We start from the raw sequence: 26,101 nt of genomic DNA on the forward strand, positions 1-26,101 counted from the left end.
TGGCCCGGGTTTCCTCGATCGGCGGGCGGGTTTCCTTGATCGGCGCGGGTCAGTGGACGGAGTGGGTGAGGGGGACGCCGGGGCGGTAGGCGAGGTGGGTCACCGAGGGGGCGTCCAGGACGTGCAGGTCGGCGCGGGCGCCGACGGTCAGGCGGCCCACGTCGGTGCGGCGCAGCGCCCGCGCGCCGCCGGCGGTCGCGGCGTGCACGGCCTCGGCGACGGTCAGGCCCATCTGCAGCACCGCGGTCGCGACGCAGAACGCGACGGAACTGGTGTAGCTGGACCCGGGGTTGCAGTTGCTGGCGATCGCCACGGTCGCGCCCGCGTCCAGGAGCCGCCGCGCGGGGGCGAGGGGCTGGCGGGTCGAGAGGTCGCAGGCGGGCAGGACGGTCGCGACGGTCGCCGACCCCGCGAGGGCGTCGACGTCGGCGTCGGTCAGGTGGTTGCAGTGGTCGACGCTGGCGGCGCCGAGCTCCACGGCCAGCCGCACGCCGGGGCCGCGGGTGAGCTGGTTGCCGTGGACGCGCAGCCCGAGCCCGGCGGCGCGGGCGGCGAGCAGGACGGTGCGGGACCGGTCCTCGTCGAACGCGCCCTCCTCGCAGAACACGTCGGCCCAGCGCACGAGACCGGCGACGGCGTCGAGCTGCGGGCCGACGAGCTCGTCGAGGTAGGCGCCGGGGTCGACGCCGGGGGCGACGACGTGCGCGCCGAGCCAGGTGACCTCGTCGGTGAACTCCGCGGCCAGCCGCGCGGCGCGCAGCTCCTGCTCGACGGTGAGCCCGTACCCGGTCTTCGTCTCGAACGTGGTGGTGCCCTGGGCGCGGGCCTCGGCGACGTGCCGGCGCAGGCTCGCGCGCAGCTGCTCGTCGGTCGCGGCGCGGGTGGCGGCGACGGTCCGCGCGATGCCGCCGGCGGCGTACGGCTGCCCGGCCATGCGGGACTCGAACTCCGCGGTCCGGTCCCCGGCGAACACGAGGTGGGTGTGGGCGTCGACCCAGCCGGGCAGGACGGCGCGACCGCCGACGTCGACGCGGTCGTCGGCCTCGGGGGCGTCGGCCGCGCGCCCGACCCAGGCGACCCGGTCGTCCTCCACGACCAGCGCGGCGTCCCGGACCCGGCCCAGGAGGTCGTCGGCGGCGAGCTCCGGGTCGTTCGTGGTGAGTTCACCGATGCCGGTGAAGAGGGTGCTCACGCCAGCCTCCGGAGGATCTCGGCGACGCGTTCGGCGGGGACGGTGCGGTGCACGCCGTCGCGGACGCGGAACTGCCCGGCGACGACGACGTCGGTGACGTCCTGCGCCGTGGCCGTCAGCACCAGCTGCGCCGGGTCCGCACCGGCGGTGCGCACCGAGCCGGTGCGGACGGCGACGAGGTCGGCGGGCTGCCCGACGGCGAGGGTGCCGCCGTCGAGGCCGAGGCTGCGGTGCCCGCCGGTGGTGAGGGCCGCGACGAGCTCGGCCGGGGAGAACACCCCGCGCCGCAGCGACCCCAGCCGGGCCGCGGCCTCCAGCCCCCGGGCCTCCAGGAACGGGTCGACGACGGCGTGCTGGTCCGACCCCAGGGCCAGGACCGCCCCCGCGTCGGCCAGGGCCCGGCCGCGGCCGACGCCGTCGCCGAGGTCGGCCTCGGTCGTGGGACAGGCCGCCACCGAGGCCCGGCGCGCCCCCAGCAGCGCGACGTCGGCGTCGGTCACGTGGTTGGCGTGGACCACCGTCAGGGCCGGGCTCAGGGCCCCGGCGCGGTCGAGGAGCTCGGTGGGGGTGCAGCCGTACGCCGCGCGGCACGCCTCGTTCTCGGCGGGCTGCTCGGACAGGTGCACGTGCACCGGGGCGCCGAGGTCCCAGGCGGTCTCGGCGACGACCGCGAGGTCGGCCGGGCCGACGGCGCGCACGGAGTGGGCCGCGACGCCGACGCGGAAGGACTCGTCGGCCGGGATCTCCCGCACCCGCCGCGCCCACGCGCTCGCCGACCCGTCGCAGAACCGGCGCTGCTCGGGCAGGACGGGTTCCCCGGGGGCCGAGGTGAGGTACAGCGCGTCGAGCAGGACGAGCCGGATCCCCGCCTCGCGCGCGGCGTCGCGCAGCGCGAGGGCGAACGCGTTCGGGTCGTCGTACGGGGTGCCGTCGGGCCGGTGGTGCACGTAGTGGAACTCCCCCACCGCGGTCCAGCCCGCGAGGACCATCTCGGTGAACGCGGCCGTCGCCAGTTCCCGGTAGGTGTCCGGGGTGAGGCGGCCGGCGAGGGCGTACACCGCCTGCCGCCACGTCCAGAAACTGCCGCCGTCGCCGTGGGTGCGCCCCCGCAGCCCGCGGTGGAACGCGTGCGAGTGGGCGTTCGCGAACCCCGGGAACACGAGCCCCGTCAGGGCGTGGTCGCCCGGTTCGGCCCGCACCCCGGGCGTGAGCGCGGTGACGCGGCCGCCGGCGACCTCGACGCGCACGTCCGCGACGACCCGGCCGTCCAGCCAGGCGGCCTGCGCGTGGAAGCTCACCGTTCCCACATCGGGACGCGGACCCCGCGCTCGCGGGCGACCTCGGCCGCGTGCTCGTACCCGGCGTCGACGTGCCTCATGACGCCCGTCCCGGGGTCGTTGGTCAGGACGCGCTCGATCTTCCGCGCGGCCAGCTCGGTGCCGTCGGCGACGGTGACCTGACCGGCGTGGATCGAGCGGCCGATCCCGACGCCGCCGCCGTGGTGCAGGGACACCCACGTCGCGCCCGAGGCGGTGTTCAGCAGCGCGTTCAGCAGCGGCCAGTCGGCGACGGCGTCCGACCCGTCGGCCATGGCCTCGGTCTCCCGGTACGGCGAGGCCACCGAACCGGAGTCCAGGTGGTCGCGGCCGATGACGATCGGCGCGGACACCTCGCCACTGGCGACGAGCTCGTTGAACCTCAGGCCCGCGAGGTGGCGCTCGCCGTACCCGAGCCAGCAGATGCGGGCGGGCAGGCCCTCGAAGTGGACCTTCTCCCCCGCGGCGGTGATCCACCGGCGCAGCTTCTCGTCGCCGGGGAACAGCTCGAGGACCGCGCGGTCGGTGCGGGCGATGTCCGCCGGGTCCCCCGACAGCGCGGCCCAGCGGAACGGCCCGCGGCCCTGCTCGAACTGCGGGCGGATGTAGGCCGGGACGAAACCCGGGAACTCGAACGCCCGCTCGAACCCGCCGAGGCGGGCCTCCTCGCGGATCGAGTTGCCGTAGTCGAACACCTCGGCCCCGGCGTCCTGGAACCCGACCATCGCGGCCACGTGCTTGGCCATCGACGCGCGGGCCCGGCGGGTGAAGCCCTCGGGGTCCTCCGCGGCCAGCTCGTGCCACTCGGGGACCGTGACGCCCTCGGGCAGGTAGCTCAGCGGGTCGTGCGCCGAGGTCTGGTCGGTGACGACGTCGATCGGGGCGCCGGTGTCCAGCAGCTGGGTGAACACCGTCGCGGCGTTGCCGACGACCCCCACCGACAGCGGCCGGCGTTCGTCGCGGGCCCGGACGACGCGTTCCAGGGCGTCGTCGAGGTCGGTGGCGAGCTCGTCGAGGTAGCCGTGGTCGACGCGGCGCTGCAACCGCGCCCGGTCGACGTCGACGACGATCGCGGCGCCCCCGTTCAGCGTCACCGCCAGCGGCTGCGCGCCGCCCATGCCGCCCGCACCGCCGGTGAGGGTGATCGTGCCGGCCAGGGTCCCGCCGAACCTCTTCTCCGCGACGGCCGCGAACGTCTCGTAGGTGCCCTGGAGGATCCCCTGGGTGCCGATGTAGATCCAGGACCCCGCGGTCATCTGGCCGTACATCGTCAGGCCCTGCTGCTCCAGCCGGCGGAACTCCGGCCAGGTGGCCCAGTCGCCCACGAGGTTCGAGTTCGCGATGAGCACGCGCGGCGCCCACTCGTGGGTGCGGAACACCCCGACCGGTTTCCCCGACTGCACCAGCAGCGTCTCGTCGTCCTCCAGGTCCTCCAGGGTGCGCACGATCGCGTCGTACGCCTCCCACGAGCGGGCGGCCTTCCCGGTGCCGCCGTAGACGACGAGGTCGTCGGGGCGTTCGGCGACCTCGGCGTCGAGGTTGTTCATGAGCATCCGCAGCGGGGCCTCGGTCTGCCAGCTCCTGGCGTGCAGCGTGCTCCCGCGGTGGGCGCGGACGGGACGGGGACCGGTCACGGGGCTCTCCCTAGTCGATCTCGGTGACGGAACGGGCGGCGGCGACGACGGCGCCCGAGGCGACCAGGCCCACGACGGCCTCGATCTCGGGAGCCAGGAAGCGGTCGGGGCCGGGGCCCGCGACGACGGTGCGGACGGTCCGCAGGACCTCGGCGGTGACCGGGCCCGGCAGCAGCGGCGCGCGCAGGTCCAGCGCGCGGGTCGCGGTCAGGACCTCGATGGCCAGGACCCGGGTCAGCCCGTCGAGGGCGCGGCGCAGCTTCCGCGCCGCCGCCCAGCCCATCGACACGTGGTCCTCCTGCATCGCCGAGCTGGGGATCGAGTCGACGCTCGCGGGGACGGCGAGGCGCTTGAGCTCGGAGACGATGCCCGCCGCGGTGTACTGCGCGATCATCAACCCCGAGTCGACCCCCGCGTCGTGGGCGAGGAACGCGGGCAGGCCGTGGTTGCGCGCGCGGTCCAGGAACCGGTCGGTGCGGCGCTCGGAGATGCTCGCGAGGTCGGCCACGGCGATCGCCAGGAAGTCCAGGACGTACGCCACCGGGGCGCCGTGGAAGTTCCCGTTGGACTCCACCCGGCCGTCGGGGGTGACGACGGGGTTGTCGACCGCGGCGGCCAGTTCCCGCTCGGCGACCGCGCGGGCGTGCGCGGCGGTGTCGCGGCCGGCGCCGTGGACCTGCGGGGCGCAGCGCAGCGAGTACGCGTCCTGCACGCGGGTGCACTCCGGGCCCTTGTGGCTGGCGACGATCGGCGACCCCGCCAGCGCGCGGCGGACGTTCCCGGCGGCCACCCGCTGGCCGGGCTGGGGGCGCAGCCGCTGGAGGTCGTCGGCGAACACGGCGTCGGTGCCGAGCAGCGCCTCCACGGACAGCGCGGCGGCGAGGTCGGCCGTCGCGAACAGGGTGTCGAGGGTGTCCAGGGCCAGGGCGAGCTGGCCGAGCATGCCGTCGGTGCCGTTGATGAGGGCCAGGCCCTCCTTCTCGGCCAGGACGACGGGTTCGAGGCCGTGGCGCGCCAGGGCGGTCGCGGAGTCCAGGAGCTCGCCGCCGGCGGTGCGGACGGTGCCCTCGCCCATCACGGCGAGCGCGCAGTGGGCCAGCGGCGCGAGGTCGCCGGAGCAGCCGAGGGAACCGTGCTCGGCGACGACCGGGGTGAGGTGGGCGTTGAGGAGGTCGGCGTAGGCCTGCGCGGTGCGGGCGCGGACGCCGGTGCGGCCGGTCATCAGCGTCGACAGGCGCAGCAGCATCGTGGCGCGGACGACCTCGGTCTCGACCTCGGGCCCGGACCCGGCGGCGTGCGAGCGGACGAGGCTGCGCTGCAGCTGGGTCCGCTGGTCGGCGGGGATGTGCTGGGTCGCCAGGGCGCCGAAACCGGTGGAGATGCCGTAGTGGGGTTCGGCGTCGTCGGCGAGGGCCTCGACGCGGGCGCGGGACTCCTCGACGGCGGCCAGCGCGGCGGGGTCGAGGTCGACGTGGGCGCCGTGCCGGGCGACGGCGACGACGTCGGCCACGGTCACCGGGCCGGCGGACACGAGAACGTTCTTCACGGGTCCCATCTCACCGCGCCGACGCCGTCCCGTCAGCGCCCGGCGCGGCGTCGGTGTCCAGGGTGCTGGACACTTCCGGTCGTGGTCACCTCGGTGGGGGCCCCGACCGTCGGGGCGGCGCTGCGGATCCTGTCGTTCATGGCCGCGCAGCAGGGGCCGGTCGCGGCGGCGACGCTGGCGCGGTCGCTGGGGCTGCCGCGCTCGAGCGTGTACCGGCTGCTGGGGGAGCTGGCCGAGCAGGGTTTCGTGCTGCGGTTCCCCGAGGCACGGCGGTACGGGCTGGGGATCGCGGCGTTCGAGCTGAGCTCGGGGTACGTGCGGCAGGAACCGGTGACGCGGCTGGGCCGGCCGGTGCTGGCCGCGCTCGTCGACCGGGTCGGGGAGAGCGCGCACCTCGCGGTGCTCGTGGGCGGTGAGGTCGTCTACCTCGTGGAGGAGCGGGCGCCGCGCCGGCCCGCGCTGGTGACGGACGTGGGGGTGCGGTTGCCGTCGCAGCTGACGGCGAGCGGGCGGGCGCTGCTGGCCGCGCTGCCCCGCGAGCAGGTGCGGGCGCTGTTCCCCGACGCGGCCTCGCTGGTCGCGCGGGGGGTGGAGGTGTCGCCGCGCGAGCTGCGGGCCGTGCTGGTGGCGACCCGGGCGCGGGGGTACGCCGAGGAGGACGGGGAGGTCACGCCGGGTTTCGCGTCGGTCGCGGTCGCGGTGACGGACCGGGCGGGGTGGCCGGTGACGAGCCTGGCCGTGACGTTCGAGGCGGCGGCGGTGACCCCGCAGCGGCGGGTGGAGCTGGCGGGGGCGGTGCGGCGGCAGGCGCAGGAGCTGCGGCGGCGGTTGTTCGGGGCCTGAGCATCAGGCGTCCAGGACGGGGGCGAGGCCGTCGAGGAGGCGGGCCAGGCCGAAGGCGTAGGCGCGCTCGGGGTCGTGGGCGCTGCCGGCCGCCTCGCCCGCGGCGGCCCCGACCCGCACGGCGCGCGGGTAGCGCGCGGGGTCGAGGTGGCGTGCGAGCAGCGGCCCGGCCGCCGCCCACCACTGCCGGTCGCTGCCCGACCCCGCGGCGATCGCGCGGGCGTCGGCGGCGTCGCGGGCGCAGGCGCGGACGAAGACGAGCAGGTGGGTGAGGCAGGCGTCGCGGGTGACGTCGTCGGCGGCGGTGCCGTCGAGGGCGGCCAGCTCGTGCTCGTACTTGGCGGTCTGGCCCGGGCCCAGGGAGGGGCGGACGGTGGAGACCTCCGCGGCCCAGGGGTGCTGCGCGAACAGCTCCCGGTTCTCCGCGGCGACGCTCACGAGGCGGTCGCGCCACGGCCGGCCGGTGGTGTCCTGGCGCGGCATCCGCAGGTAGGCGGCGTCCAGGAGGAGGTCGAGGAGCTCGGCGCGGTCGGCGACGTAGGTGTACAGCGACATCGTGGAGATCCCGAGGCGCTCGGCGACGCGGCGCATCGACAGGGCGGTCAGGCCGTCGACGTCGACGAGGCCGAGGGCGGCCTCGACGACGGCGTCGAGGTCGTGGCGGCGGCGCGGGCCGCGGGCCGGGACGGCGGTGGGGTCGCGCCACAGGAGGGCCAGGGTGCGCGCGGGGTCGCCGGCGTTCGGGCGGTCGGGACTCACCGGCCGATCATCGCCCAGGGGCGGGGGGGAGTCCTTGATCGCCGGGGGGGGGAGTCCTTGATCGCGGGGAGGGGCGGGAACAGACCGGGGGGTCGGCGCGTTCTCTCCGTACACCGTACGGAGAAAGGGAGTCCCCGTGAAGGTCACCGCCACCGCCCTGTCCCTGAACGTCGAGGACGAACGCGCCTCGGCCGCGTTCCTCACCGACCACTTCGGCTTCACCCTCGACAACGCCGCCGACGGGTACGCCAGCCTCAGCCGACCCGACGTCGGGACCCACCTCGTCTACCTGCGCCGCGGCCTCGCCACCCTGCCCGCCGACCAGCGCGACGAGGTCGCGCGCGGGCAGATCGTCGCGTTCGTCGTCGACGACCTCGAGGGCGAACTCGCCCGGCTGCGGGCCGAGGGCGTCGAGATCACCATGCCGCTCACCGTCGAGGAGTGGGGCGAGCGCGCGTTCCAGGTCCGCGACCCCAACGGCGTCGTCGTCCAGCTCGTCGACTGGAACGGGTGACCACGCTCCGGCGCGCCCCCGCGGCGCGCCGGGGCCATACTCGCGGTCAGCCGTCCAACCCGCGGCCAGCGACCTCCCCGACCGATTGGCGAGCGCCGATGACCGACCAGAAAGCCCTCCAGCCCCGCCGCGACGACGACGTCGAGACCACCCTGAAGGCGGAGTCCAACCCCCTTCAGCTGGCCAGGACCCGCGGCGGCCCCGTCCGCCGCCACGCCCAGTTCACCGGCGCGCTGCTGACCCTGCTGGGGATCTGCGGCGTGATCCCCGGGATCACGACGAACTACGACGCGATGGGTTTCTTCACCAGCGGCGCCCAGCTGTTCGGGATCTTCACCGTCTCGATCGTCACGTCCGCGATGCTGTTCCTCTTCGGGATCACCGTCCTCGCGTTCGCCGGGTCGGTGCGCCAGGCCCACAAGAACGTCGTGCTGCACGCCCTGGCGCTCATCGGCATGGCCTTCGCCGGCATCGGCATCGTCAACCAGTCCTCCGCCCCGGTGCTGCCCACCGACGCGGAGAGCAACTGGCTCTACCTGCTGCTCGGCGTGTTCTTCCTCGTCGGCGGGTCGATCTCGCGCAAGCAGGAGATCGAGCGCAACGGGGTGTTCTAGCGGCGGGTGGCCTGGCCGGGTTGCGGATCCGCCCGGCGTGTTCCCCTGGGAACAGGTCCAACGCCGTGGCCGTCCGCTCCGCCGGAAGGTCGCCCTCGTGACCGATGAACTCGACCGCGTCCGCGACCACGCCCGGACCCACCGCGACGAACTGCTCGAGCACCTCGTCGGGTGGGTGCGGATCCGCTCGGTCTCGGCCAACCCCGAGAACTCCCCCGACATGACCCGCTCGGCGCACTGGCTCAGCGGGGTGCTGCGCGAGACCGGGTTCCCGGAGGTGGAGGTCTGGCGCACCGAGGGTGCCCCGGCCGTGTTCGCCCGCTGGCACGCCGCCCCCGGCGCCCCCACGGTCCTGGTGTACAGCCACCACGACGTGCGCCCCGCCAAGGACGACCACTGGGAGCAGACGCCCCCGTTCGAGCCCGCGCTGCGGGACGGGAAGCTGTGGGGCCGGGGGGCCTCCGACGCCAAGGGGCAGGTCCTCGCGCACGTGTGGGCCGTGCGAGCCCACCTCGCCGCGACCGGGCGGGACGCGCCCGCCGTGAACCTGACGGTGCTGGTCGAGGGGGAGGAGGAAGCGAGCTCGACGCACCTGGCCGAGCTGCTGGAGACCCACCGCGACGACCTCGCGGCCGACCTCATCGTGCTGTCCGACACCATGATCTGGGCCAAGGACGTCCCCGCCCTGTGCACCGGCGTCCGCGGTTCGGTCAGCGCCACCCTGGAGGTCCTCGGCCCGTTCCGCGACGTGCACTCCGGTGCGGTCTCGGGCCCGGCCCCGAACCCCGTCGTCGAACTCGCCCGGCTGCTCGGCGGCCTGCACGACGAGGACGGCCGCCTCACCCTGCCCGGGTTCTACGACGACGTGGTCGAGCCGGACGAGGGCATCCGCGCCGCGCTGGCCGCCCTGCCCTACGACGGGGCCGACTGGCTCGAGCGCAGCAGCACCCGCTCCGTCGGCGGTGAGGCGGGCTGGACCGTCCCCGAACGGCTCTACCTGCGCCCGGCCGCCGAGGTCACCGCCCTGCTCGCCGGGGACCCCGTCGGCCCCTCCCAGGGCGCGATCCCGGCCGTCGCGACGGCCGACCTCAGCATCCGCACCGTCCCCGGGCAGACCGTCGCCGCGGTGGCCGACCAGCTGCGCCGCTGGGTGGCCGACCGGATCGACGACCGGGTCGCGTACCGGCTGGAGGTGAAGGAGGAGAGCGGCCAGGAACCGTACGCGACGCCACCGGACCTGCCGGCCCTGGACGTCCTGCACGAAGCCGCGGAGGAGGGATTCGGCCGCCCGGTGGGCCGGATGCGCAACGCCGGCGGGTCCCCCGCCGCGCTGATCGCGAGCACCCTCGACCTGCCGCTGCTGTTCTTCGGCACCGGCCTGCCCGAGGACAACTGGCACGACAGCGACGAGTCCGTCGACGTCGACGTGCTGCTCGCCGGCGTCGTCACCCTGGCCCGGTTCTGGTCCGGGCTGGCGCGGTCGTGAGCGGTGCGGGCGCGACCCTCGGCGTCGAGGAGGAGTTCCACGTCGTCGACGCGCTGACGACGGAGCTGCGCGACGAGCCCCGGCTGACCGCCGCCGCGCTGGACGGTTCCCTCGGGCCGCACGTCGGCGCGGAGATCGCGACGACGCAGCTGGAGACCGCCACCGGCGTCTGCCGGACGCTGGCCGAGCTGCGCGCGCAGATCGGGGCCCGGCGGGCGGACGCGCGCGCCGCCGCCGCGGGGTTCGGCGCCACGGTGCTGCCCGCGTCCACGCACCCGACGGCCTGCTGGCAGCAGCAGCGCATGACCGCCCGGCCGCGGTACCTGGGGCTGCTGGAGCGGTGGGGAGTCCTGGCGCTGCAGCAGGTCATCTGCGGGTGCCACGTCCACGTCGCGGTCCCGTCCCTGGACGTCGCCGTGGCCGTGTCCGACCGGGTCCGGCCCTACCTGCCGGTGCTGCTGGCGATGACCGGCAGCTCACCGTTCCACGAGGGCACCGACACCGGGTACGACAGCTTCCGCACCCAGTGGTTCGCCCGGTGGCCCATCACCGGGGCGCCCGAGGAACTGGGCGACGCCGCCGGGTTCCACCGGGTCGTGGCGCAGCTGCGCCGCGCCGGCGTGGTCGACGACGCCTCGCACCTGTACTGGGACGTCCGGCCCTCGCTGCGGTACCCGACGCTGGAGTTCCGCGTGGCCGACGTCTGCCCCCGCGTCGACGACGTCGTCCTGCACGCGGCGCTGTGCCGCTCGCTGGTCCGGGTCGTGGCCGGCCGCGCCGAGCGCGGCGTCGCCCCGCCGCCGCTGCGCCCGGAGGTGCTGCGGGCGGCGCGCTGGCGGGCGGCCCGGTGGGGGCTGGCCGGGGACCTGGTGGACCCCGTCACCGGGGACTCCGCCCCGGCGGCCGTGGTGGTCGGCGGGCTGCTGGCCGAACTGCGGGACGACCTGGAGGCGGCCGGTGAGTTCGAGGAGGTCTCCGCGCTGACCGGGCGGCTCCTGGCCGAGGGGACCTCGGCCACCCGCCAGCGCGCCGTCCTGCACCGCACCGGTGACCTGGCCGCCGTCACCGCGTCCGTGCTCGCCGACGCGTGGGGCGCGGACGGGTGGACCGGGGTCCTGCCCGCGGTGGCGACCGGTCAGGTCCAGTAGAGGTACCGCGCGGCGGGCAGCCGGTCGGCGAGCGCCGCCTCGAACCAGCCGCGCAGGTCCCGCATCGTGTCCTTGTCGTAGACGAACTTCACCGCGCCGAACTTCCCGTGCTTGCGGCTGCGGGTGGACTCCTCCAGGTCGAGCTTCGTCGCCGGGTACCAGCCGAGCTGGACGTCCTTGCTCTTCGGCGTGAACCGGTGGGTGATGCACTCCACCGTCAGGTCCGCGCCGGCGGGCAGTTCGGCGGCGGCCGCGTCCAGCAGGTCGCCGTAGGCGGTCCGCCAGTCGTCCACGGGCATGATCGGGGCGATCGTCAGGCCGACGGGGTACCCGGCGCGGGCCAGCCGGCCCAGCGCGCGCAGCCGGGCGCCCACCCGGGCCGTGCCGCCCTCGAACCGCTCCACCCCGGCCACGTTCACCGACGCCCGGATGCGGGTGCGGCCGCGGTGCGGCAGGTCGAGCAGGCCGTCGACGTCGTCGTACTTCGTCGTCAGCCGCAACTGCACCGGACCCGGCCAGGGGTGCGTCCCGAAGTGGGTGATCGTGGCGGCCAGCGACCCGGTGACGTGCTCCAGGGCCAGCGGGTCGGTGTAGCAGGACGCCTCGAACGTCGTGCCCTCGTGGCCGCGCGCCTGCGTGCCGGTGGTGACCGCACCGGTGCCGACGACCTCGTCGAGCCCGGCGAGGACGCGCGGCAGGTCCGCGTACACGCGGGTGATCGGCGGGCCGGTCAGCGACCCGGCCAGGTAGCAGTACTGGCAGTGCCCGGGGCACCCCTCGGCCAGCGGGAAGGAGAAGTCGGCGCTCGGCGGGATCGGCGTCGGGCGGCGCTTCGACGCGGCGCTGGTGACGACGGCGAGGGTCCGCTTCGCCCGCGCGTACGTGGCGCGGTCGGTGTCCTCCCGCAGCGGGGGCAGGCGGTCCCCGCTCAGCAGCCGGACGTCGTCGACCCCGGCGGCGGCGAGGCGGTCGAGGATCGCGCGGCCGTGCGGTTCGGCCTGCGCGGAGGCGGTCACGAGGACGTGGCGCGGGGTCCAGAGAACGGTTCCGGTGCGGGCTGCGGTGACCATCACCGGGTTCAACGAGGAGGCGGCGCGGGAACGTCCCGGGACGGTCGTGAGGTGCGCCACCACCGGCGCGGGAACAGACTCGGGGAGTGATCTCCCGCCTGTTCCGGACCGTCGCCGCCGTCCGCGGGGCCAAGGCCCTGCACCCCCGCGGCACGGTCCTGCCCGGGACCCTGCGGCGGCACGGGCTGCACCCGGGGACCGGGGTGCGCTGGGTCGACGAACCCGGTGAGGACCGCGTCGTCGTGCGGTTCTCCCGCGCGACCGGGCTGCCCGCCCCGCTGCCGGACGTGCTGGGGCTGGCGCTGCGCGTCGAGCTGGCCGACGGGCCGGGGGACCTGCTGCTGTCCACGACGCTGGGCCGGCGGGTCCCGTGGCCGCGCCGCGACGCCCGCCACGGCCTGCACTCGAGCATCGCGGCGTTCCGCGCGCCGTCCGGCCGGCTGCTCGTGGGGGCCCGGCACGTCGGCGGCCGCTACCTGCTGGCCGTCGCCGCGCCGCGCGGGCCCTGGCGGCCCTTCGCCGAGCTGCACCTCGACCCCGGGGACGCCGGGGACGCGGGGGACGCCGGGGACGGGCACGACGAACCCCTCACCTTCGAGCCGGTGCGGCACGCCGTGCCCGGGCTCACCGTCCCGGCGGGGTGGCGGCGGCTGCGGGAACCGGCGTACTCCGGGTCCCGGCGCGGACGCCGCTGAGACCCGTCCCGCGGTCTTGCCGCCCGCGCGGCCGGTGTGCTGACCTGGTGGTGCCCTGACCCGCGAGCGGTGGAGGAGCGCGTGAGAGTCCTGGTCACCGGGGCCACCGGCAGCGTCGGCCGCCGGGTGGTGGACCACCTCCTGGCCCGCGGGGCGGCGCAGGTGCGTGCCCTGACGGTGGACCCCGTGCGCGCGGCCCTGCCCGCGCAGGTCGAGGTGGTGCACGGGTCGGTGACGCGGCCGTCGGTGCTGGCCGAGGCGCTGCGCGGTGTCGACCGCCTCTACCTGGCGCCGGCCCCGGCCACGGCGGAGCGGGTGGTGACGGCCGCGCGCCGCGCCGGGGTGGAGCGGGTGGTGGACCTGTCCGGGGAGCTGGAGAGCTGGTGGGGCCCGGTGGCCGCGGCGGTCGAGGCGGGCGGCGTGCCGTGGACGCACCTGTGGCCGGGGGACTTCATGGAGAACGCGCTGCTGTGGGCGCCGCAGGTCCGCGCGCACGGCACGGTGCGCGAGCCGTGGCCGCAGGCCGCCAGCGCCCCGGTGGCGGTGGACGACATCGCCGCGGTCGCCGCCGAGGTCCTGCTCGGTGAGGGGCACGAGGGCCGCGCCCACGCCCTGACCGGTCCGCAGGTGCTCACGCGGCGCGAGCTGGCCGCCGCCCTCGGCCGGGCGCTGGGCCGCGAGGTGCCCTTCGTGCGGGTGGACCGCGAGGAGGCGGTCGCGGTGCTGGCGGTGAGCGCGGGCGAGGACGCCCGCTGGTACGTCGACACCGTCCTGGCCGGGTTCGCCGCCGGCGGCGCCTCGGCGACCTCCGTCGTGCCGGATCTCCTCGGCCGCCCGGCCACCACCTTCGCGCGGTGGGCGCAGCAGCACGCCGACGCCTTCCGCGGGTGAGCGCGTCCCGGGCGGCCGTTGCCCCGCCGCGGGGACGCCCGTAGCCTCGGCGCGTGCCGGCCACCCGCCCGCTGGGAGCCCCCGCCACCCTCGCCCTCGCCGGGGTCGCCGTCGTCGTGCTCGCCGCCGGGGAGTTCGCCTGGACCCGGACGGACGCCGGGGAGGGCGTCGCCGTGCTGGCCCTCCTGCTCGGCTGGACGCTGCTGACCTGGGCCGCCCTGGTCGCCGCCTCCACCACGACCCTGCTGCTGCTGCGCCGGCGCCGCCCGCGCGCCGCGGAGGTCGTGCTGCTCGTCGCGGGCACCGCCCTCGTCGCCGCCGCCGCCGCGTGGTTCCTGCCGGTGGGCGCCGGTTCGGGCACCGGCTGAGCCGGTCAGCCCCGGCGGACGTCCACCGACCCCGGCGACCGGCGCTTCCAGGCGTACGTCACCGCCCACAGCACCACGCCCAGCGCCACCAGCACCCCGGCGATCCGGTACTGCTCCAGCGCGCGGCCCGACGTCCACGGCAGCACCAGGTACGCGCACGACACCGCCCCCACGACCGGCAGCACCGGCCCGGCCGAGAAGTGGCGGTGCGCCACGCGGTCGCGGCGCAGCACCAGCACGGTGACGTTCACGACGCAGAACACCGTCAGCAGCAGCAGCGACGTCGTCCCGCCCAGGACCGCGACGACCGGGGAGTCGGGGGCCAGCGACACGTAGCCGATGAGCCCGACCGCGATCGCCGTGGTCAGCCCGATCGCCGCCCACGGGGTGCGGCGGGAGGGGTGCACGGCCCGCAGGAACGGCGGCAGGACCCCCTGCCGGCCCATCCCGTAGATGAGCCGGCTCGCCATCAGCATGTTGATGAGCGCCGAGTTCGCCACCGCGAACATCGAGATGAACGGCAGCAGGTCGGCCATCGGGAAACCCGGCGCCGCCGTCTGCGCGACCTCCACCAGCGGGGTCTCGCTCTCCCGCAGCACCCCCACCGGCACCACCGCGACGGCGCAGACCGAGACCAGCACGTACACGACGGCCGTGATGCCCAACCCGGTCAGCAGGACCCGCGGGAAGATCCGGCTCGGGTCCTTCGTCTCCTCGGCCATGTTCACCGAGTCCTCGAAACCGACCATGGCGAAGAACGCCAGCGACGTCGCGGTGCTCACCGCCAGCAGGACGCTCTTGTCCTGCTCGGTCTCGAACACCACGACCCGGGAGAAGTCGGCGTCGCCGCCGAGGATCGCCCACGTCCCCAGGCCGATGACCGTCAGCAGGCCCGTGAGCTCCACGACGGTCAGGACGACGTTCAGCTTCACGCTCTCGCTGACCCCGCGCAGGTTCACCGCCGCGACCAGCAGCACGAACGCGACCGCGATGAGCAGGACGCCGGTGTTCCCGACGCCGACCCCGAAGCCCTCGACGAGGTTCGCGGCGAACGCCCGGGAGGCCGCCGACGCCGAGGTGATCCCGGAGCACATGACGACGAAGCAGACGAGGAACGTCAGGAAGTGGATCCCGAACGCCTTGTGGACGTACAGCGCGGCGCCCGCGGCCTGCGGGTACTTCGTCACCAGTTCCAGGTAGGAGAACGCCGTCACGGTGGCGACCGCGAACGCGACGAGGAACGGCAGCCACGCCGCTCCCCCGACCTCCCCCGCGACCTGCCCGGTGAGGGCGTAGACGCCGGTGCCGAGGATGTCGCCGACGACGAACAGCAGCAGCAGCTTGGGGCCGATGACGCGCTTGAGCTCGCTCGGGGCCCCGGTCTGGACGGTCGTGCTCACGGTGACCTCCCACGGGTCGCGCCACGCTGCCGGACCTCGTCCATCGTGGCACCGGGCCGGGGAGCGGTCCACACGGCCGGGTCCCGCCGGCCGCCGGGGGTCAGGTGGGGACGCGGGCGGCGCGGGGGGTGCCCCCGGTGGGGGCGAGGGGGCGGGGGAACCAGCGCTCCTCCGGGGCCGGGACGCCGAAGTGGAACCCCTGGGCCGACTGCCAGCCCTGGGCGGCCAGGTGCTCGGCCTGGGCGGCGGTCTCCACGCCCTCGCAGATCGACGACAACCCGAAGCTGCCGGCCAGGCTCACCACCGCCGCCGCGATGCGGTCGGAGCTGTCGTCCTCGGGCAGGTCGGCGACGAAGGACCCGTCGAGCTTCAGCCCCGTCACCGGCAGCCGGCGCAGGTAGGACAGCGCCGAGTACCCGGTGCCGAAGTCGTCCAGCAGGACCGCGACGCCGAGGTCGGCCAGGTCCAGCAGTTCCCGCTCGACGATCGGGTCGCCGGAGGCCAGGGACGTCTCCAGCAGTTCCACGGCCAGCCGCCCGGGGGGCAGCCCCCGCCGGTGCAGGCCGCGCGCGAGGTCCGCGGCGAACGTCCCGTCCAGCCGCCGCGCGGAGGTGTTCACCGCGACCCGGACGTCGGGGTGGCGGGCCAGGAAGTCCAGCGCCTGCTCCAGGACGACGGCGTCGACGGCCGGCAGCAGCCCGCACTCCTCGGCCACGTCGAGGAACTGCCCCGGCAGCAGCAGCCCGCGCTGGGGGTGGGCCCAGCGGACCAGCGCCTCGAAACCCGAGCGGTGGCCGTCGCGCAGGTCGACGACCGGCTGGTAGTGGACCCGCAGCTCCCCGCGCTCCAGCGCCCGGCGCAGGTCGTTCTCCACGGTGAGCCGGTGGATGGCGCGCTCGCGCATGGCGCCGGTGAACACCCGGCAGCACCCGCCGCCGGCGGCCTTGGCCGCGTCCAGCGCCGTGTTGGCGTCGCGCAGCAGGGTCGCGGCGTCCAGCGGCGGCGGCGCGCCCCCGCCGGCGGCCGGGCACGGGGAGCCGGCGGCGTCCAGGTCCACGACGACCAGGCCGGTGCTGACGGCGCAGCGGATCTCCCGGCGCTGCTGCGGGCCGTCCACCTCGAAGGGGGCCCCGAGGTGGCGGGTCAGCCGGTGGGCGACGTCCACGGCCTCGGCGACGTCGGTCAGCCCGGTGAGCACCACCACGAACTCGTCGTCGCCCAGGCGGGCCACGACGTCCCCGCCGCGCACCCCGGCGATGAGGCGGCGGGCGACGCCGACCAGGAGCTCGTCGCCGACGGCGTGCCCGAGGCTCTCGTTGACCACCCGGAACCGGTCGAGGTCGCAGGCGATGACGCCCAGCAGCCCGGACCGCTCGCGCAACCGGGCCGTGAGGTCGGCGACCACCGCGTGCCGGCTGCGCAGGCGGGTCAGCGCGTCGTGGTCGCCGGGGCGGCGGCGGTCGGTGCTGTCGCTGTCGACGACCTGGAGCAGCAGGACCGGCCCGGCCCCCGCCCCGGTCCCGCCGTCGTGGCTCAGCGAGCACAGCGCCTGACCCCGCAGGGCCGACCCGTCCGGCCGGCGGGCCAGCAGGTCGGCCATGACGACGGGCGTGCCGCCGAGCAGGTCCTCCACGACCCGGTCGAGGTCCAGGACGTCCTCCTGCCCGGCGCCGGCGGCCAGCAGGTCGCCGACCTTGCCGCCGGTGAGCTGGTCGGGACGCAGGTGCAGGAGGCGGGCGAAGGCGTCGTTGGCCTCCAGGACCTGCCCCCGCAGGTCGGTGACGGCCAGGGCGAGGGCGGAGGACACGACGGCGCTGGCGAGCGCGGGGCGGCCCGCACCGCCCCGATCGTCCGGACGATCCCGCACGGCACACCTCCTGCGCTGGCCACCATCAGCGATTCTTCTAGAAGAATCCAGCTGTGCGATGAGTGTGCCGCCAGACGGGCCCGGACACAAACGGCTGCGGGTCACGACGTTCCCGGCCCGATCCCCTCCCGCGCAGCGGGGTCACGCAGAGTTCTAGACAACTACTCAGCGGTGCCACCGGGGGGCCGGCGCTGGGCCGAACGGGGGACGACCGGCCCCCGGGGGAGCCACCCGCTCAGGAACCCCGCGCCGCCGGTCGATCCCCTCCAGGTGGCCGACCTCCCCGAGCGACGAGAACGACGCACGATCAGCCTGCGCACGCGGCTGCTCGTGCTCGTCCTCGTCCCCCTGCTCGGGTTCGCCGCCTTCGCCTCCATCCTCGTGACCCACCGCGTCCAGCGCGTCCAGGCCGCCGAGGACGCCGTCCGCCAGCTGCGCGCCGCGGTCGCCCTCGACACCCTGCGGGCCCGCGTCGCCGAGGAGGCGATCCCCCTGGTCTCCAGCGTCGAGCTCCTCGAGCTCAGCGCCGAGGGCGGCAGCCTGCGCGAGCGCAACCGCCTCGCCGTCACCCTCCACACCCTCTACGCCGGGGCCGTCGCGCGCACCGACGTCGCCGTCGCCGCCGCCACCGCCGACCCCCTGGCCCGCGAGCAGGTCGCGCGCGCCACCGAGCGGCTCGACGTCGTCCGCGCCTCCTGGGGCGCCGGGGACACCGCCAGCGCCCGCGAGACCAGCAACCGCCAGCTCTTCGACAAGTACCGCTTCCTCGTCTCCCAGCTCAGCGCGGCCGTGGACGCGCACCTCATCACCGCCGCCGCCGAGACCGGCGACACCGGCCTGCAGACGGCCGTCACCGACCTGCGCCTGGCCGCCCGCGCCACCACCCTCGCCGGGGAGGAGGTGCCCTACTACCTGGGGTACGTGTCCGCGCCCGCCGGCGCCGAGGGCCCCGCCCGCACCCTGTTCCTGCGCAGCTGGGCCGGGTTCAGGAACGCCTCCGACGACCTCGTCGCCTCCCCCCGCGCCGCGGTCCGCTCCAGCTGGATCACCGCGACGACCGACCCCGACGCCCAGCGCATCGACGGGCTGCTGGCGACCGCCGCCGCCTCCGGGGACCGGGCCGTCCCCGGCTCCGACGTCCTCGTCCAGCTCAGCACCGCCGTCGTCGGCCGCGACGACGCGCTGCGCCGCGTCCTCGGGGTCGCCGCCGACGAGGCCGCCCGGATCGCCGAGGCCTACCGCGCCCAGGCGCGCGAGGAGCTGCTGCGCTACGGCGGCACCGCCGCGCTGCTGCTCGTCCTGTCCCTCGGCGGGACCCTCTACACCAGCCGGTCCATCGCCGGGCCCCTGGCCCGCCTCGCCGACGCCGCCGGCTCCATCAGCCGCGGCGACCTCGTCGACGTCCGGGTCGAGGGGCCCCCGGAGGCCCGCGTCGTGGCCCGCGGCCTCGGCGCCGCCGTCACCAGCCTGCGCTCGGTCCAGGCCCAGGCCCAGGCCGTCGCCGACGGCGACCTGGAGGACGAGATCCTGCGCCGCCCCGTCGGCGGGCCGCTGGGCCGCGTCGTGCACGCCTCCGTCCAGCAGATCGTCAGCGCCCTGCGCGACCGCGACCTGCTCCAGGAGGAGATGGCCCACCAGGCCACCCACGACGCCCTGACGACCCTGCCGAACCGGGCCGAGGCGCTCACCCAGATCGACCGCGCCCTGCGCCGCACCCACCGCACCGGCGACCGCGTCGGGCTGCTGTTCCTCGACCTCGACCAGTTCAAGACCGTCAACGACTCCCTCGGGCACGTCGCCGGGGACGCCGTCCTGCAGACCGTCGCGCAGCGCCTGCGCGACCGCGTCCGCGCCGTCGACGTCGTCGCCCGCCTCGGCGGCGACGAGTTCGTCGTCCTCGTCGAGCCCGTCCTCGACGACAAGGGCCTGGTCGACCTCGGCCAGGCGCTCATCGAGACCGTCTCGGCGCCCATCGCGCTGGCCGGCGGCACCGAGTCCCGCGCCCTGGTCGGCGCCAGCGTCGGGATCGCCGTCAGCCGGCTCGGCGCCCAGCAGCCCGACGCGGCCGGCACCGAACCCGGCGACCACGCCGACCGGCTGCTCCAGGAGGCGCACACCGCCGCCTACCGCGCCAAGCAGGCCGGCCGCGGTCGCGTCGAGGTCTACGACGACGACCTGCGTGCCGCGCTGGCCGCCCAGGCCGCGGTCGAGGAGGGCCTGCGGCACGCCCTGGCCCACGACGAGCTCGTCCTGCACTACCAGCCCGTGACGTCCCTGGACAGCGGGCGGGTGGGCAGTGTCGAGGCCCTCGTGCGCTGGCAGAAGCCCGGGGAGGGCCTCGTCCCGCCCGGCCGGTTCATCCCCGTCGCCGAGGGTTCGGACCTCATCTGCGACCTGGGGCGCTGGGCGCTGCGCACGTCCTTGCGCCAGCTCGCCGAGTTCGACGCCGCCGGCGGCCCCTGCGCCGGGCTGCGCGTCGCGGTGAACGTCTCCGGCCGGCACCTGCGCTCCCCGCGCCTGGTCGACGACGTGCGTTCCGCGCTCGCCGCCGCCGGCACCCGCCCCGACCGGCTCACGCTGGAGATCACCGAGACCGTCATGGTCGAGGACGACGCCGCCTGGGCGCGCCTGGAGGAGCTGCGGGCCATCGGCGTCCGCGTCGCCATCGACGACTTCGGCACCGGGTACACCTCGTTCGGGCAGCTGTCGCGGGTGCCCGTCGACGTCCTGAAGATCGACCGCAGCTTCGTCGACTCCGACGACCCCCGCACCGTCGAGCTCGTGCGCCTGGTGGTGGGCGCGGCCCGCAGCTTCGGCCTCGGGGTCGTCGCCGAGGGCGTCGAGCAGGCCTCGCAGGTCCACGCCCTGCAGGCCACCGGCTGCGACTACGCGCAGGGGTTCCACTTCTCGCGCCCCGTCCCCGCCGAGCGGCTGGCGGCGGCCGTGCAGGACTGCGGTGCGGTCTTCGACGCGACGGACGGGTTCGAGCGCGCCTCCTGAGCAGGCGTACCCTCGACCGGGTTTCGTCCTCGAGGGAGTCGTCCGTGCCACGCGCAACGCTGGAACTGCACGCCGGTCAGCTGACCGACGAGGCCATCCGCTCCACCATGACCAACTGCTCGCGCGGTGAGGCGCACCGGATGCGCGTGCCCGAGTGGGTGCACGGCTGCGACCCCGCCCGCGAGGTCGTCGGCTGGCGCGACCCCAAGGCCCCCGAGCGGGGGTGGCTGCTCGTCCCGCTGGGCGAGGCCGTCGTCGGGCTGGCGCTGCGGGCCACCCCCGGCAAGGGGGTGCGGACCACGGCGATGTGCGACCTGTGCCGCACCACCCGCTCCCCCGGCGACGTCGGGCTGTTCGTCGCCGCCCGCGCCGGGGAGTCCGGGCGCAAGCTCAACACCGTCGGGACCTACCTGTGCACCGACCTGGCCTGCGGGGACAACGTGCGGGTGCTGCGGGCCACGCCGCGGCTGCGGCCCGACCCCGGCCTCAGCGTCTCCCAGCGCCAGGAGGCGCTGCGCGAGCGCGCGGCGGCCTTCGCGCGGACCGTGCTCGCCGCGGGCTGAGGGCGCGGCGCACGGGTGCCGGCCCACCTGGGCGACGCCCGCCTGGACGGGTTCGCCGCCGAGTCGCGGGCGTTCTACGCCCGGCGCGGCACGGGCCGCGGTCCGGGCAGCCACGAGGAGGTGCTGGCGCTGCGGGCCCGGGCACGCGCCGCCGCCCCCGTGAGCCCGCCGACGACCGTGGAGGTGGTGCGCGCCGGTGGACGCACTGTGCCGGTGCGCGTCCACGTACCGGCCCGCGGCCCGGTGACCGGGGTGCACCTGCACCTGCACGGCGGGGGCTTCTACCTGGGCACGACCGCCGGTGACGACGCGCGGCACCGCGCCCTGGCCGACGCCTCGGGTCTGGTGGTCGTCGGCGTGGACCACCGCCTGGCTCCCGAGCACCCCTGGCCGTGCGGGCTGGAGGACTGCGAGAGCGCCGCGCTGTGGCTGGCCGATCACGCCGGGGAGCGCTTCGGCACCCGCCGGCTCACGATCGGGGGCTCCTCGGCCGGGGCGACCCTGGCGCTGGGCACGCTGCTGCGGCTGCGGGACCGGGGGCTGGCGCCCTTCGGCGGGGCGGTGCTGGAGTTCGGCACCTACGACCTCAGCGGGTGCACCCCGGCCGGGCGGCGGATCGCCGGGGAGTACTTCCTGCAGGCCTACGCCGGGGCGGTGGCCGACCGCACGGACCCGGACCTGTCCCCGGTCCACGCCGACGTCAGCGGTCTGCCGCCCGTCCTCGTGGTCGTGGGGGCCGAGGACGTGCTGCTGGAGGACAACCTGGTGATGGCCACGCGGCTGGCGGTGGCCGGTGTCGACGTCGACGTGCGCGTCTACCCGGCGTCGCCGCACGGGTTCACCGGCCACGCGACCTCCATGGCGGAGGCTGCGCGGGAAGACGTGCGGAGCTGGCTGCGGCAGCACCCGCCGTCGCCGCCACCCCCGCGGGGCGTGTAGAGTCGTCCCCGCACGTTGCGGACGTAGCGCAGTTGGTAGCGCATAACCTTGCCAAGGTTAGGGTCGCGAGTTCGAGTCTCGTCGTCCGCTCTCTGAAGTACCGTCGGCCCGTGGTCGACGCACGCCGGGCCTGGATCGTCTTCCGGGCCGTCCGCAACCTCCCGGTCTCCGTGCTGGCCCTCGGCTGGGCGCGCGCCCACGGCGCCACCTTCACCCTCGGGGACGACCTCTTCGTCGAGGCCTCCGGGATGCCGCGCGGCACCTACGGCCGCGGCGGGACCACCCTGGGCAACGTCTGGCTGCACGGCGACCTCGGGGGTCCCGCGCGCCGGCGCCACGAGCTGAAGCACGCCGACCAGTACGCCCTGCTGGGCACCGTCCCCTTCCTCGCCCTGTACGGGCTGAACGCCCTCGTGACCGGGAACCGCCCGCACCGCAACGTCTTCGAACGCTGGGCCGGGCTCGCCGACGGCGGCTACGAGAGGGCCTACGACGGGACGGGCACCGCCGCGTCCGGTTCGGACCGGACCCGGACGGCCAGGACGGCGACGTCGTCCTCGGCGTGACCGTCCACCAGGCCCAGCACGTGGTCGCAGATCTCGGCCGGGTCCATCCCGGCGAACGTCCCGGCGGTCCGGGCCAGCCAGGCCAGGCCGTCGTCGACCGAGGCGCCGCGGCGCTCGACGAGGCCGTCGGTGAACAGCAGCACCGTGGCCCCCGGCGGCAGCCCGTGGACGTGGTCGGCGCGGACGAACTCCGCGTCCAGGCCCAGCAGCAGGTCCGGGTTGGTCCGCAGCACCTCCACCGAGCCGTCCGGGGAGATGACCAGCGGCGGCATGTGACCGGCGTTCGACCAGCGCAGCCGCCAGTGCGAGGACGTCTCCAGCGGCTCGATGGTCGCCAGGATGCCCGTGGCCAGCGCCCCCACGCCCAGGTCCCGCATCGCCCGGTCCAGGGCCGCGAGCGCCGAGGCGGGTGAGACCTCCAGGCTGTAGCCGATGCCGCGCAGCAGGTTGCGGACCTGCCCCATGGCCGCGGCGGCGTCCTGGTCGTGGCCGGTGACGTCGCCGATGACGAGGCAGGCGGTGCCGGCGGCGGTGAGGAACGCGTCGTGCCAGTCGCCGCCGACCTGGGCGTGCTCGGCGGCCGGGGAGTAGCGCACGGCGATCTCGAGGTGCTCGGGCCGGGGGGCGGCGGTCAGCAGGCTGCGCTGCAGCGTCTCGGCCATGGCGCGGACGGCGGAGGCGGCGGCCCGTTCGGACCGGGCCGCGCGGACCCGGTCGAGGGCCTGGGCGGTGGAGGCGGCCAGGGCGGTGACGACGTCGGTGTCCTCGGGGCCCAGGTGGCGCCGGTCCCGCCAGGACAGGCCGAGGGCGCCGATGACGCGGTCACCGACCCACAGCGGCCAGGCCGCGGTCGTGGGGTCGTCGTCGAGGACGGCGGTGCCGCCGAAGGCGGCGTCGAGGGCGGCCGCGGCGGGGTCGTCGGCGTCGCCGAGGACCTGCACCCCCGCGTCGCCGAGGAGCCCCAGGACGATGCCGTCGGCGCCGAGCAGGCCGACGGCGCCGCGGCCCAGGACGCGCAGGACGGCGTCCTCGCCGTCGACGGTGGACAGGGCCTGCGCGACCGCGACGAGCCCGGCCAGGCGCTGGGCCTGCCACTGCTGCAGGTCGGCGCGGCGGCGTTCGGCCTCGTAGGAGGCGGCGGCCGACAGGGCGTCGCCGACGGTGGCGGCGACCAGGCGCAGGAAGTCGCGGTAGGCGGCGTCGACGGGGACGAGGTCGCTGAGCCGGGCGGCGAGGACGCCGGGGGACTGGCCGCCGAGGGCGGCGGGGATGCGGACCCAGGCGAGCCGGTGGCCGTCGGGCTGGTCGCGGACGAGGACCTCGCGCGGGGCCAGGGGCCGCTGCGGGGCGGGCAGGTGGCTGGGTTCGCCGGGGAGCTGGAGGTCGACGTCGGGCAGGTCCAGGGGCGCGGTGGCGAGGACGTCGAGGGCCTTGCGGGCCAGTTCGGCGGGCGGTTGCAGCTCGGAGGCGAGGTCGCCGAGCCGGGTGAGCAGTTCCAGGCGCCGGTGGTCCTGGACCTGGCGGGTGGTCTCGGTGGCGATGTCGAGGACGCCGGCGATCCGGCCGTCGTCGCCGCGCACGGGTGAGTAGGAGAACGTGAAGTACGTCTCCTCGAAGAAGCCGCTGCGGTTCATGGTGACGGGCAGGTCCTCGAACCAGACGGCGTCACCGGCCAGGGCGGAGGCGAACAGCGGGCCGAGCTCGTCCCACGTCTCGGCCCAGACCTCGCGGGTGGGGCGGCCCAGGGCCGAGGGGTGCTTGTCGTCGATGATGTCGGCGTAGGCCTGGTTGTAGACCATCGTCAGGTCCGGTCCCCAGCCGATGAAGACGGGGAAGCGGGTCTCCAGGGCCAGTTCGAGCGCGCGGCGCAGGGCCTGCGGCCAGGACGCGGGGTCGCCCAGCGGCGTCGCGGCCCAGTCCACGGCCTCGTAGGCCCGGCGCAGCTCCTCCGCGGACCCGAACGGGAGGTTGGCGACCACCCCACGAACCTAGTGGTCACCGTTCACGGTCGCTCGCCGCGGGGCCGGTGACCGGCCTCGCGCAGCCACCGCGAGCCGCTGCCCTCCCGGGCCGCGTCGTCGTCCGGGTTGAGCAGGGTGCAGCGGGTCAGCGACAGGCAGCCGCAGCCGATGCAGCCGTCCAGGGAGGTGCGCAGGTCCTGCAGCTCGCGCAGGCGCTCGTCGAGGAGGCGCTGCCAGACCTGCCCGACGGCGGCCCACTCGCCGGGGGTGGGGGCGCGGTCGGCGGGCAGGGCGGCGAGGGCGTCGGCGATGGCGGCCAGGGACAGCCCGACGCGCTGGCCGGCGGCGACGACGGCCAGGCGGCGCAGGACGTGGCGGGGGAAGCGGCGCCGGCCGCCGGCGTCGCGGACGGCGTGGACCAGCCCGCGCTCCTCGTAGTGGCGCAGGGCGGCGACGGACACCCCGGCGCGCCGGGCGACGGTGCCGATGCCGAGGAGGTCGTCGCGTGCGCTCACGGGCGGTCCTCCCTCGTCGGGGTGACCCCGGCAGGGACGGGCGGGCGTGGTGCGGGGTGGTCGATCACGGGTACGCTGCTTCTTGTCTTTGAGGTTTCAACATCTGGGGGTTCGTGGTGGAGATCGGGATCAGCGCCTTCGCGGAGACGACGCCGTACGCGGACGGCGGGAAGACCATCTCGCACGCCGAGCGGCTCCGGGAGGTCGTCGAGGAGATCGAGCTGGCCGACCAGGTCGGGCTCGACGTCTACGCCCTCGGTGAGCACCACCGCCCCGACTACGCCGCGTCCGCGCCCGCCGTCGTGCTGGCCGCGGCCGCGACCCGCACCACCCGCATCCGGCTGTCCAGCGCCGTCACCGTCCTGTCCTCCGACGACCCCGTGCGGGTCTTCCAGCAGTTCGCCACGCTCGACGGCCTCTCCGGCGGCCGTGCGGAGATCATGGCCGGGCGCGGCTCGTTCATCGAGTCGTTCCCGCTGTTCGGGTACGACCTGGACGACTACGACGAGCTGTTCGCCGAGAAGCTGGACCTGCTCCTGGCGATCCGGTCCGACCCCGCGCACGTGACGTGGCCCGGCGGGGAGCACCGCGCGGGCGTCCCCGGGCTGGGCGTCTTCCCGCTGCCCGAGCAGCAGCCGCTGCCGGTGTGGATCGCCGTGGGCGGCAACCCGCAGTCCGTCGTGCGGGCCGGCACGCTCGGCCTGCCGCTGGCCATCGCCATCATCGGCGGGATGCCCGAGCAGTTCGCGCCGCTCGCCCAGCTGTACCGCGAGGCCGGGCGCCGCGCCGGGCACGACGAGTCGGTGCTGCGGATCGCGACGCACTCGCACGGGTTCGTGGCCCCCACCACGGCCGCCGCCGAAGCCGTCCACTTCAAGCCGTACCAGGGCGTCATGAACCAGCTGGGCCAGGAACGCGGCTGGGGGTACTTCTCGCACACCTCCTACGAGGCGGCGCGCTCACGGCGCGGGGCGCTGCTCGTCGGGTCGCCCGAGGAGGTCGCCGAGAAGATCCTGTTCCAACACCAGCACCTGGGGATCGACCGGTTCATGCTCCACCTGTCGGCCGGGACGATGCCGCACGCGGACGTGATGCGCGCCGTGGAGCTGCTGGGGACCGAGGTGGCGCCGCTCGTGCGCAAGGAGCTCGGCTGACGCGTCGCCGTCGCGCCGCGGTTCGGATCGTTGGACCCGCGCTGCCGATGATCGGCAGCG

At 76.0% G+C, this 26,101-nt stretch carries 23 protein-coding genes and 1 tRNA gene; 14 read left to right on the forward strand and 10 right to left on the reverse strand.

The features are described from left to right. Window positions 1–49: 49 nt before the first annotated feature. From hutI to hutH, 4 genes are read right to left on the reverse strand one after another with little or no spacing between them, the layout of a single operon-like run. Complete coding sequence (gene hutI / locus ACRYRX_RS18440; RefSeq protein WP_432514203.1) at window positions 50–1,192, reverse strand: imidazolonepropionase; 1,143 nt, start codon at window positions 1,190–1,192, stop codon at window positions 50–52. Continuing rightward, on the reverse strand, window positions 1,189–2,499 hold the full coding sequence (locus ACRYRX_RS18445; protein WP_432514204.1) for a formimidoylglutamate deiminase: 1,311 nt from the start codon (window positions 2,497–2,499) through the stop codon (window positions 1,189–1,191). Before ACRYRX_RS18445 ends, hutI begins: the two co-directional genes overlap by 4 nt. Continuing rightward, complete coding sequence (hutU, locus tag ACRYRX_RS18450; protein ID WP_432514206.1) at window positions 2,487–4,142, reverse strand: urocanate hydratase; 1,656 nt, start codon at window positions 4,140–4,142, stop codon at window positions 2,487–2,489. The genes ACRYRX_RS18445 and hutU overlap by 13 nt, the downstream gene beginning before the upstream one ends. Before the next feature lie 10 nt (window positions 4,143–4,152). Then, entirely contained in the window at window positions 4,153–5,697 is a 1,545-nt protein-coding gene (gene hutH, locus ACRYRX_RS18455) for a histidine ammonia-lyase (RefSeq protein WP_432514209.1), read from the reverse strand. Between the two features lie 72 nt (window positions 5,698–5,769). Between hutH and ACRYRX_RS18460 the strand changes: the two genes are divergently transcribed. Next, a complete protein-coding gene (locus ACRYRX_RS18460) occupies window positions 5,770–6,531 on the forward strand; it encodes an IclR family transcriptional regulator (protein WP_432514211.1) in 762 nt (253 codons plus the stop codon). 3 nt (window positions 6,532–6,534) lie between these two features. Here ACRYRX_RS18460 and ACRYRX_RS18465 read toward each other — a convergent pair whose 3' ends face one another. Further along, the gene (locus ACRYRX_RS18465) at window positions 6,535–7,290 is read right to left on the reverse strand and encodes a TetR/AcrR family transcriptional regulator (protein ID WP_432514213.1); all 756 of its coding nucleotides are present in this window, start codon (window positions 7,288–7,290) and stop codon (window positions 6,535–6,537) included. A gap of 136 nt (window positions 7,291–7,426) precedes the next feature. Here ACRYRX_RS18465 and ACRYRX_RS18470 point away from each other — a divergent pair, with 136 nt between their 5' ends. The 4 genes from ACRYRX_RS18470 (at window position 7,427) to ACRYRX_RS18485 (ending at window position 11,052) form a co-directional block, all read left to right on the forward strand. After that, window positions 7,427–7,804, forward strand: coding sequence for a VOC family protein (locus ACRYRX_RS18470; RefSeq protein WP_432514216.1), 378 nt, complete (start codon window positions 7,427–7,429; stop codon window positions 7,802–7,804). A gap of 98 nt (window positions 7,805–7,902) precedes the next feature. Beyond that, the gene (locus tag ACRYRX_RS18475; RefSeq protein ID WP_432514218.1) at window positions 7,903–8,418 is read left to right on the forward strand and encodes a DUF4383 domain-containing protein; all 516 of its coding nucleotides are present in this window, start codon (window positions 7,903–7,905) and stop codon (window positions 8,416–8,418) included. 97 nt (window positions 8,419–8,515) lie between these two features. Further along, on the forward strand, window positions 8,516–9,904 hold the full coding sequence (locus ACRYRX_RS18480; protein ID WP_432514221.1) for a M20/M25/M40 family metallo-hydrolase: 1,389 nt from the start codon (window positions 8,516–8,518) through the stop codon (window positions 9,902–9,904). Beyond that, window positions 9,901–11,052 (forward strand): carboxylate-amine ligase, encoded by a 1,152-nt coding sequence (locus tag ACRYRX_RS18485; RefSeq protein WP_432514223.1) that lies wholly within the window; start codon window positions 9,901–9,903, stop codon window positions 11,050–11,052. The genes ACRYRX_RS18480 and ACRYRX_RS18485 overlap by 4 nt, the downstream gene beginning before the upstream one ends. Here ACRYRX_RS18485 and ACRYRX_RS18490 read toward each other — a convergent pair. Next, window positions 11,040–12,122, reverse strand: a complete 1,083-nt coding sequence (locus ACRYRX_RS18490) for a spore photoproduct lyase family protein (RefSeq protein ID WP_432514226.1) — start codon at window positions 12,120–12,122, stop codon at window positions 11,040–11,042. The genes ACRYRX_RS18485 and ACRYRX_RS18490 overlap by 13 nt on opposite strands. A gap of 86 nt (window positions 12,123–12,208) precedes the next feature. Here ACRYRX_RS18490 and ACRYRX_RS18495 point away from each other — a divergent pair, with 86 nt between their 5' ends. The 3 genes from ACRYRX_RS18495 (at window position 12,209) to ACRYRX_RS18505 (ending at window position 14,076) form a co-directional block, all read left to right on the forward strand. Then, the gene (locus tag ACRYRX_RS18495; protein WP_432514228.1) at window positions 12,209–12,817 is read left to right on the forward strand and encodes a hypothetical protein; all 609 of its coding nucleotides are present in this window, start codon (window positions 12,209–12,211) and stop codon (window positions 12,815–12,817) included. Between the two features lie 81 nt (window positions 12,818–12,898). Next, window positions 12,899–13,708 carry an NmrA family NAD(P)-binding protein gene (locus ACRYRX_RS18500; protein WP_432514230.1) on the forward strand — a complete coding sequence of 270 codons (810 nt, stop codon included), beginning with the start codon at window positions 12,899–12,901 and terminating at the stop codon, window positions 13,706–13,708. Window positions 13,709–13,761: 53 nt separating this feature from the next. Then, window positions 13,762–14,076, forward strand: a complete 315-nt coding sequence (locus ACRYRX_RS18505; protein ID WP_432514232.1) for a hypothetical protein — start codon at window positions 13,762–13,764, stop codon at window positions 14,074–14,076. A 5-nt stretch (window positions 14,077–14,081) separates the two neighbouring features. On the opposite strand, the gene ACRYRX_RS18510 is transcribed toward ACRYRX_RS18505, so the two are convergent. Next, the gene (locus ACRYRX_RS18510; protein ID WP_432514233.1) at window positions 14,082–15,476 is read right to left on the reverse strand and encodes an APC family permease; all 1,395 of its coding nucleotides are present in this window, start codon (window positions 15,474–15,476) and stop codon (window positions 14,082–14,084) included. A 100-nt stretch (window positions 15,477–15,576) separates the two neighbouring features. Continuing rightward, entirely contained in the window at window positions 15,577–17,343 is a 1,767-nt protein-coding gene (locus tag ACRYRX_RS18515) for a putative bifunctional diguanylate cyclase/phosphodiesterase (RefSeq protein WP_432514235.1), read from the reverse strand. A gap of 270 nt (window positions 17,344–17,613) precedes the next feature. Between ACRYRX_RS18515 and ACRYRX_RS18520 the strand changes: the two genes are divergently transcribed. From ACRYRX_RS18520 to ACRYRX_RS18540, 5 genes are all read left to right on the forward strand, one after another. Continuing rightward, window positions 17,614–20,343: a putative bifunctional diguanylate cyclase/phosphodiesterase gene (locus ACRYRX_RS18520; protein WP_432514237.1), complete on the forward strand. Its 2,730-nt coding sequence runs from the start codon at window positions 17,614–17,616 to the stop codon at window positions 20,341–20,343. Window positions 20,344–20,387: 44 nt separating this feature from the next. After that, a complete protein-coding gene (locus ACRYRX_RS18525; RefSeq protein WP_432514239.1) occupies window positions 20,388–20,906 on the forward strand; it encodes an FBP domain-containing protein in 519 nt (172 codons plus the stop codon). Window positions 20,907–20,921: 15 nt separating this feature from the next. Next, window positions 20,922–21,845: an alpha/beta hydrolase gene (locus tag ACRYRX_RS18530; protein WP_432514241.1), complete on the forward strand. Its 924-nt coding sequence runs from the start codon at window positions 20,922–20,924 to the stop codon at window positions 21,843–21,845. Between the two features lie 17 nt (window positions 21,846–21,862). Then, a tRNA-Gly gene (locus tag ACRYRX_RS18535) sits at window positions 21,863–21,935 on the forward strand. 20 nt (window positions 21,936–21,955) lie between these two features. Beyond that, window positions 21,956–22,411 (forward strand): hypothetical protein, encoded by a 456-nt coding sequence (locus ACRYRX_RS18540; RefSeq protein ID WP_432514243.1) that lies wholly within the window; start codon window positions 21,956–21,958, stop codon window positions 22,409–22,411. On the opposite strand, the gene ACRYRX_RS18545 is transcribed toward ACRYRX_RS18540, so the two are convergent. Together ACRYRX_RS18545 and soxR are read right to left on the reverse strand one after the other, a co-directional pair. After that, window positions 22,333–24,390, reverse strand: a complete 2,058-nt coding sequence (locus tag ACRYRX_RS18545; RefSeq protein ID WP_432514245.1) for a SpoIIE family protein phosphatase — start codon at window positions 24,388–24,390, stop codon at window positions 22,333–22,335. The two genes, ACRYRX_RS18540 and ACRYRX_RS18545, sit on opposite strands and share 79 nt — an antisense overlap. Window positions 24,391–24,413: 23 nt before the next feature. Next, a complete protein-coding gene (gene soxR, locus ACRYRX_RS18550) occupies window positions 24,414–24,887 on the reverse strand; it encodes a redox-sensitive transcriptional activator SoxR (protein ID WP_432514246.1) in 474 nt (157 codons plus the stop codon). Window positions 24,888–25,003: 116 nt separating this feature from the next. On the opposite strand from soxR, the gene ACRYRX_RS18555 reads away from it, so the two are divergent. Further along, complete coding sequence (locus ACRYRX_RS18555; protein ID WP_432514248.1) at window positions 25,004–26,041, forward strand: LLM class flavin-dependent oxidoreductase; 1,038 nt, start codon at window positions 25,004–25,006, stop codon at window positions 26,039–26,041. Window positions 26,042–26,101 lie beyond the last annotated feature (60 nt).

The sequence above is a fragment of the Kineococcus lubricus genome, assembly GCF_050871965.1.
Lineage (GTDB): Bacteria > Actinomycetota > Actinomycetes > Actinomycetales > Kineococcaceae > Kineococcus.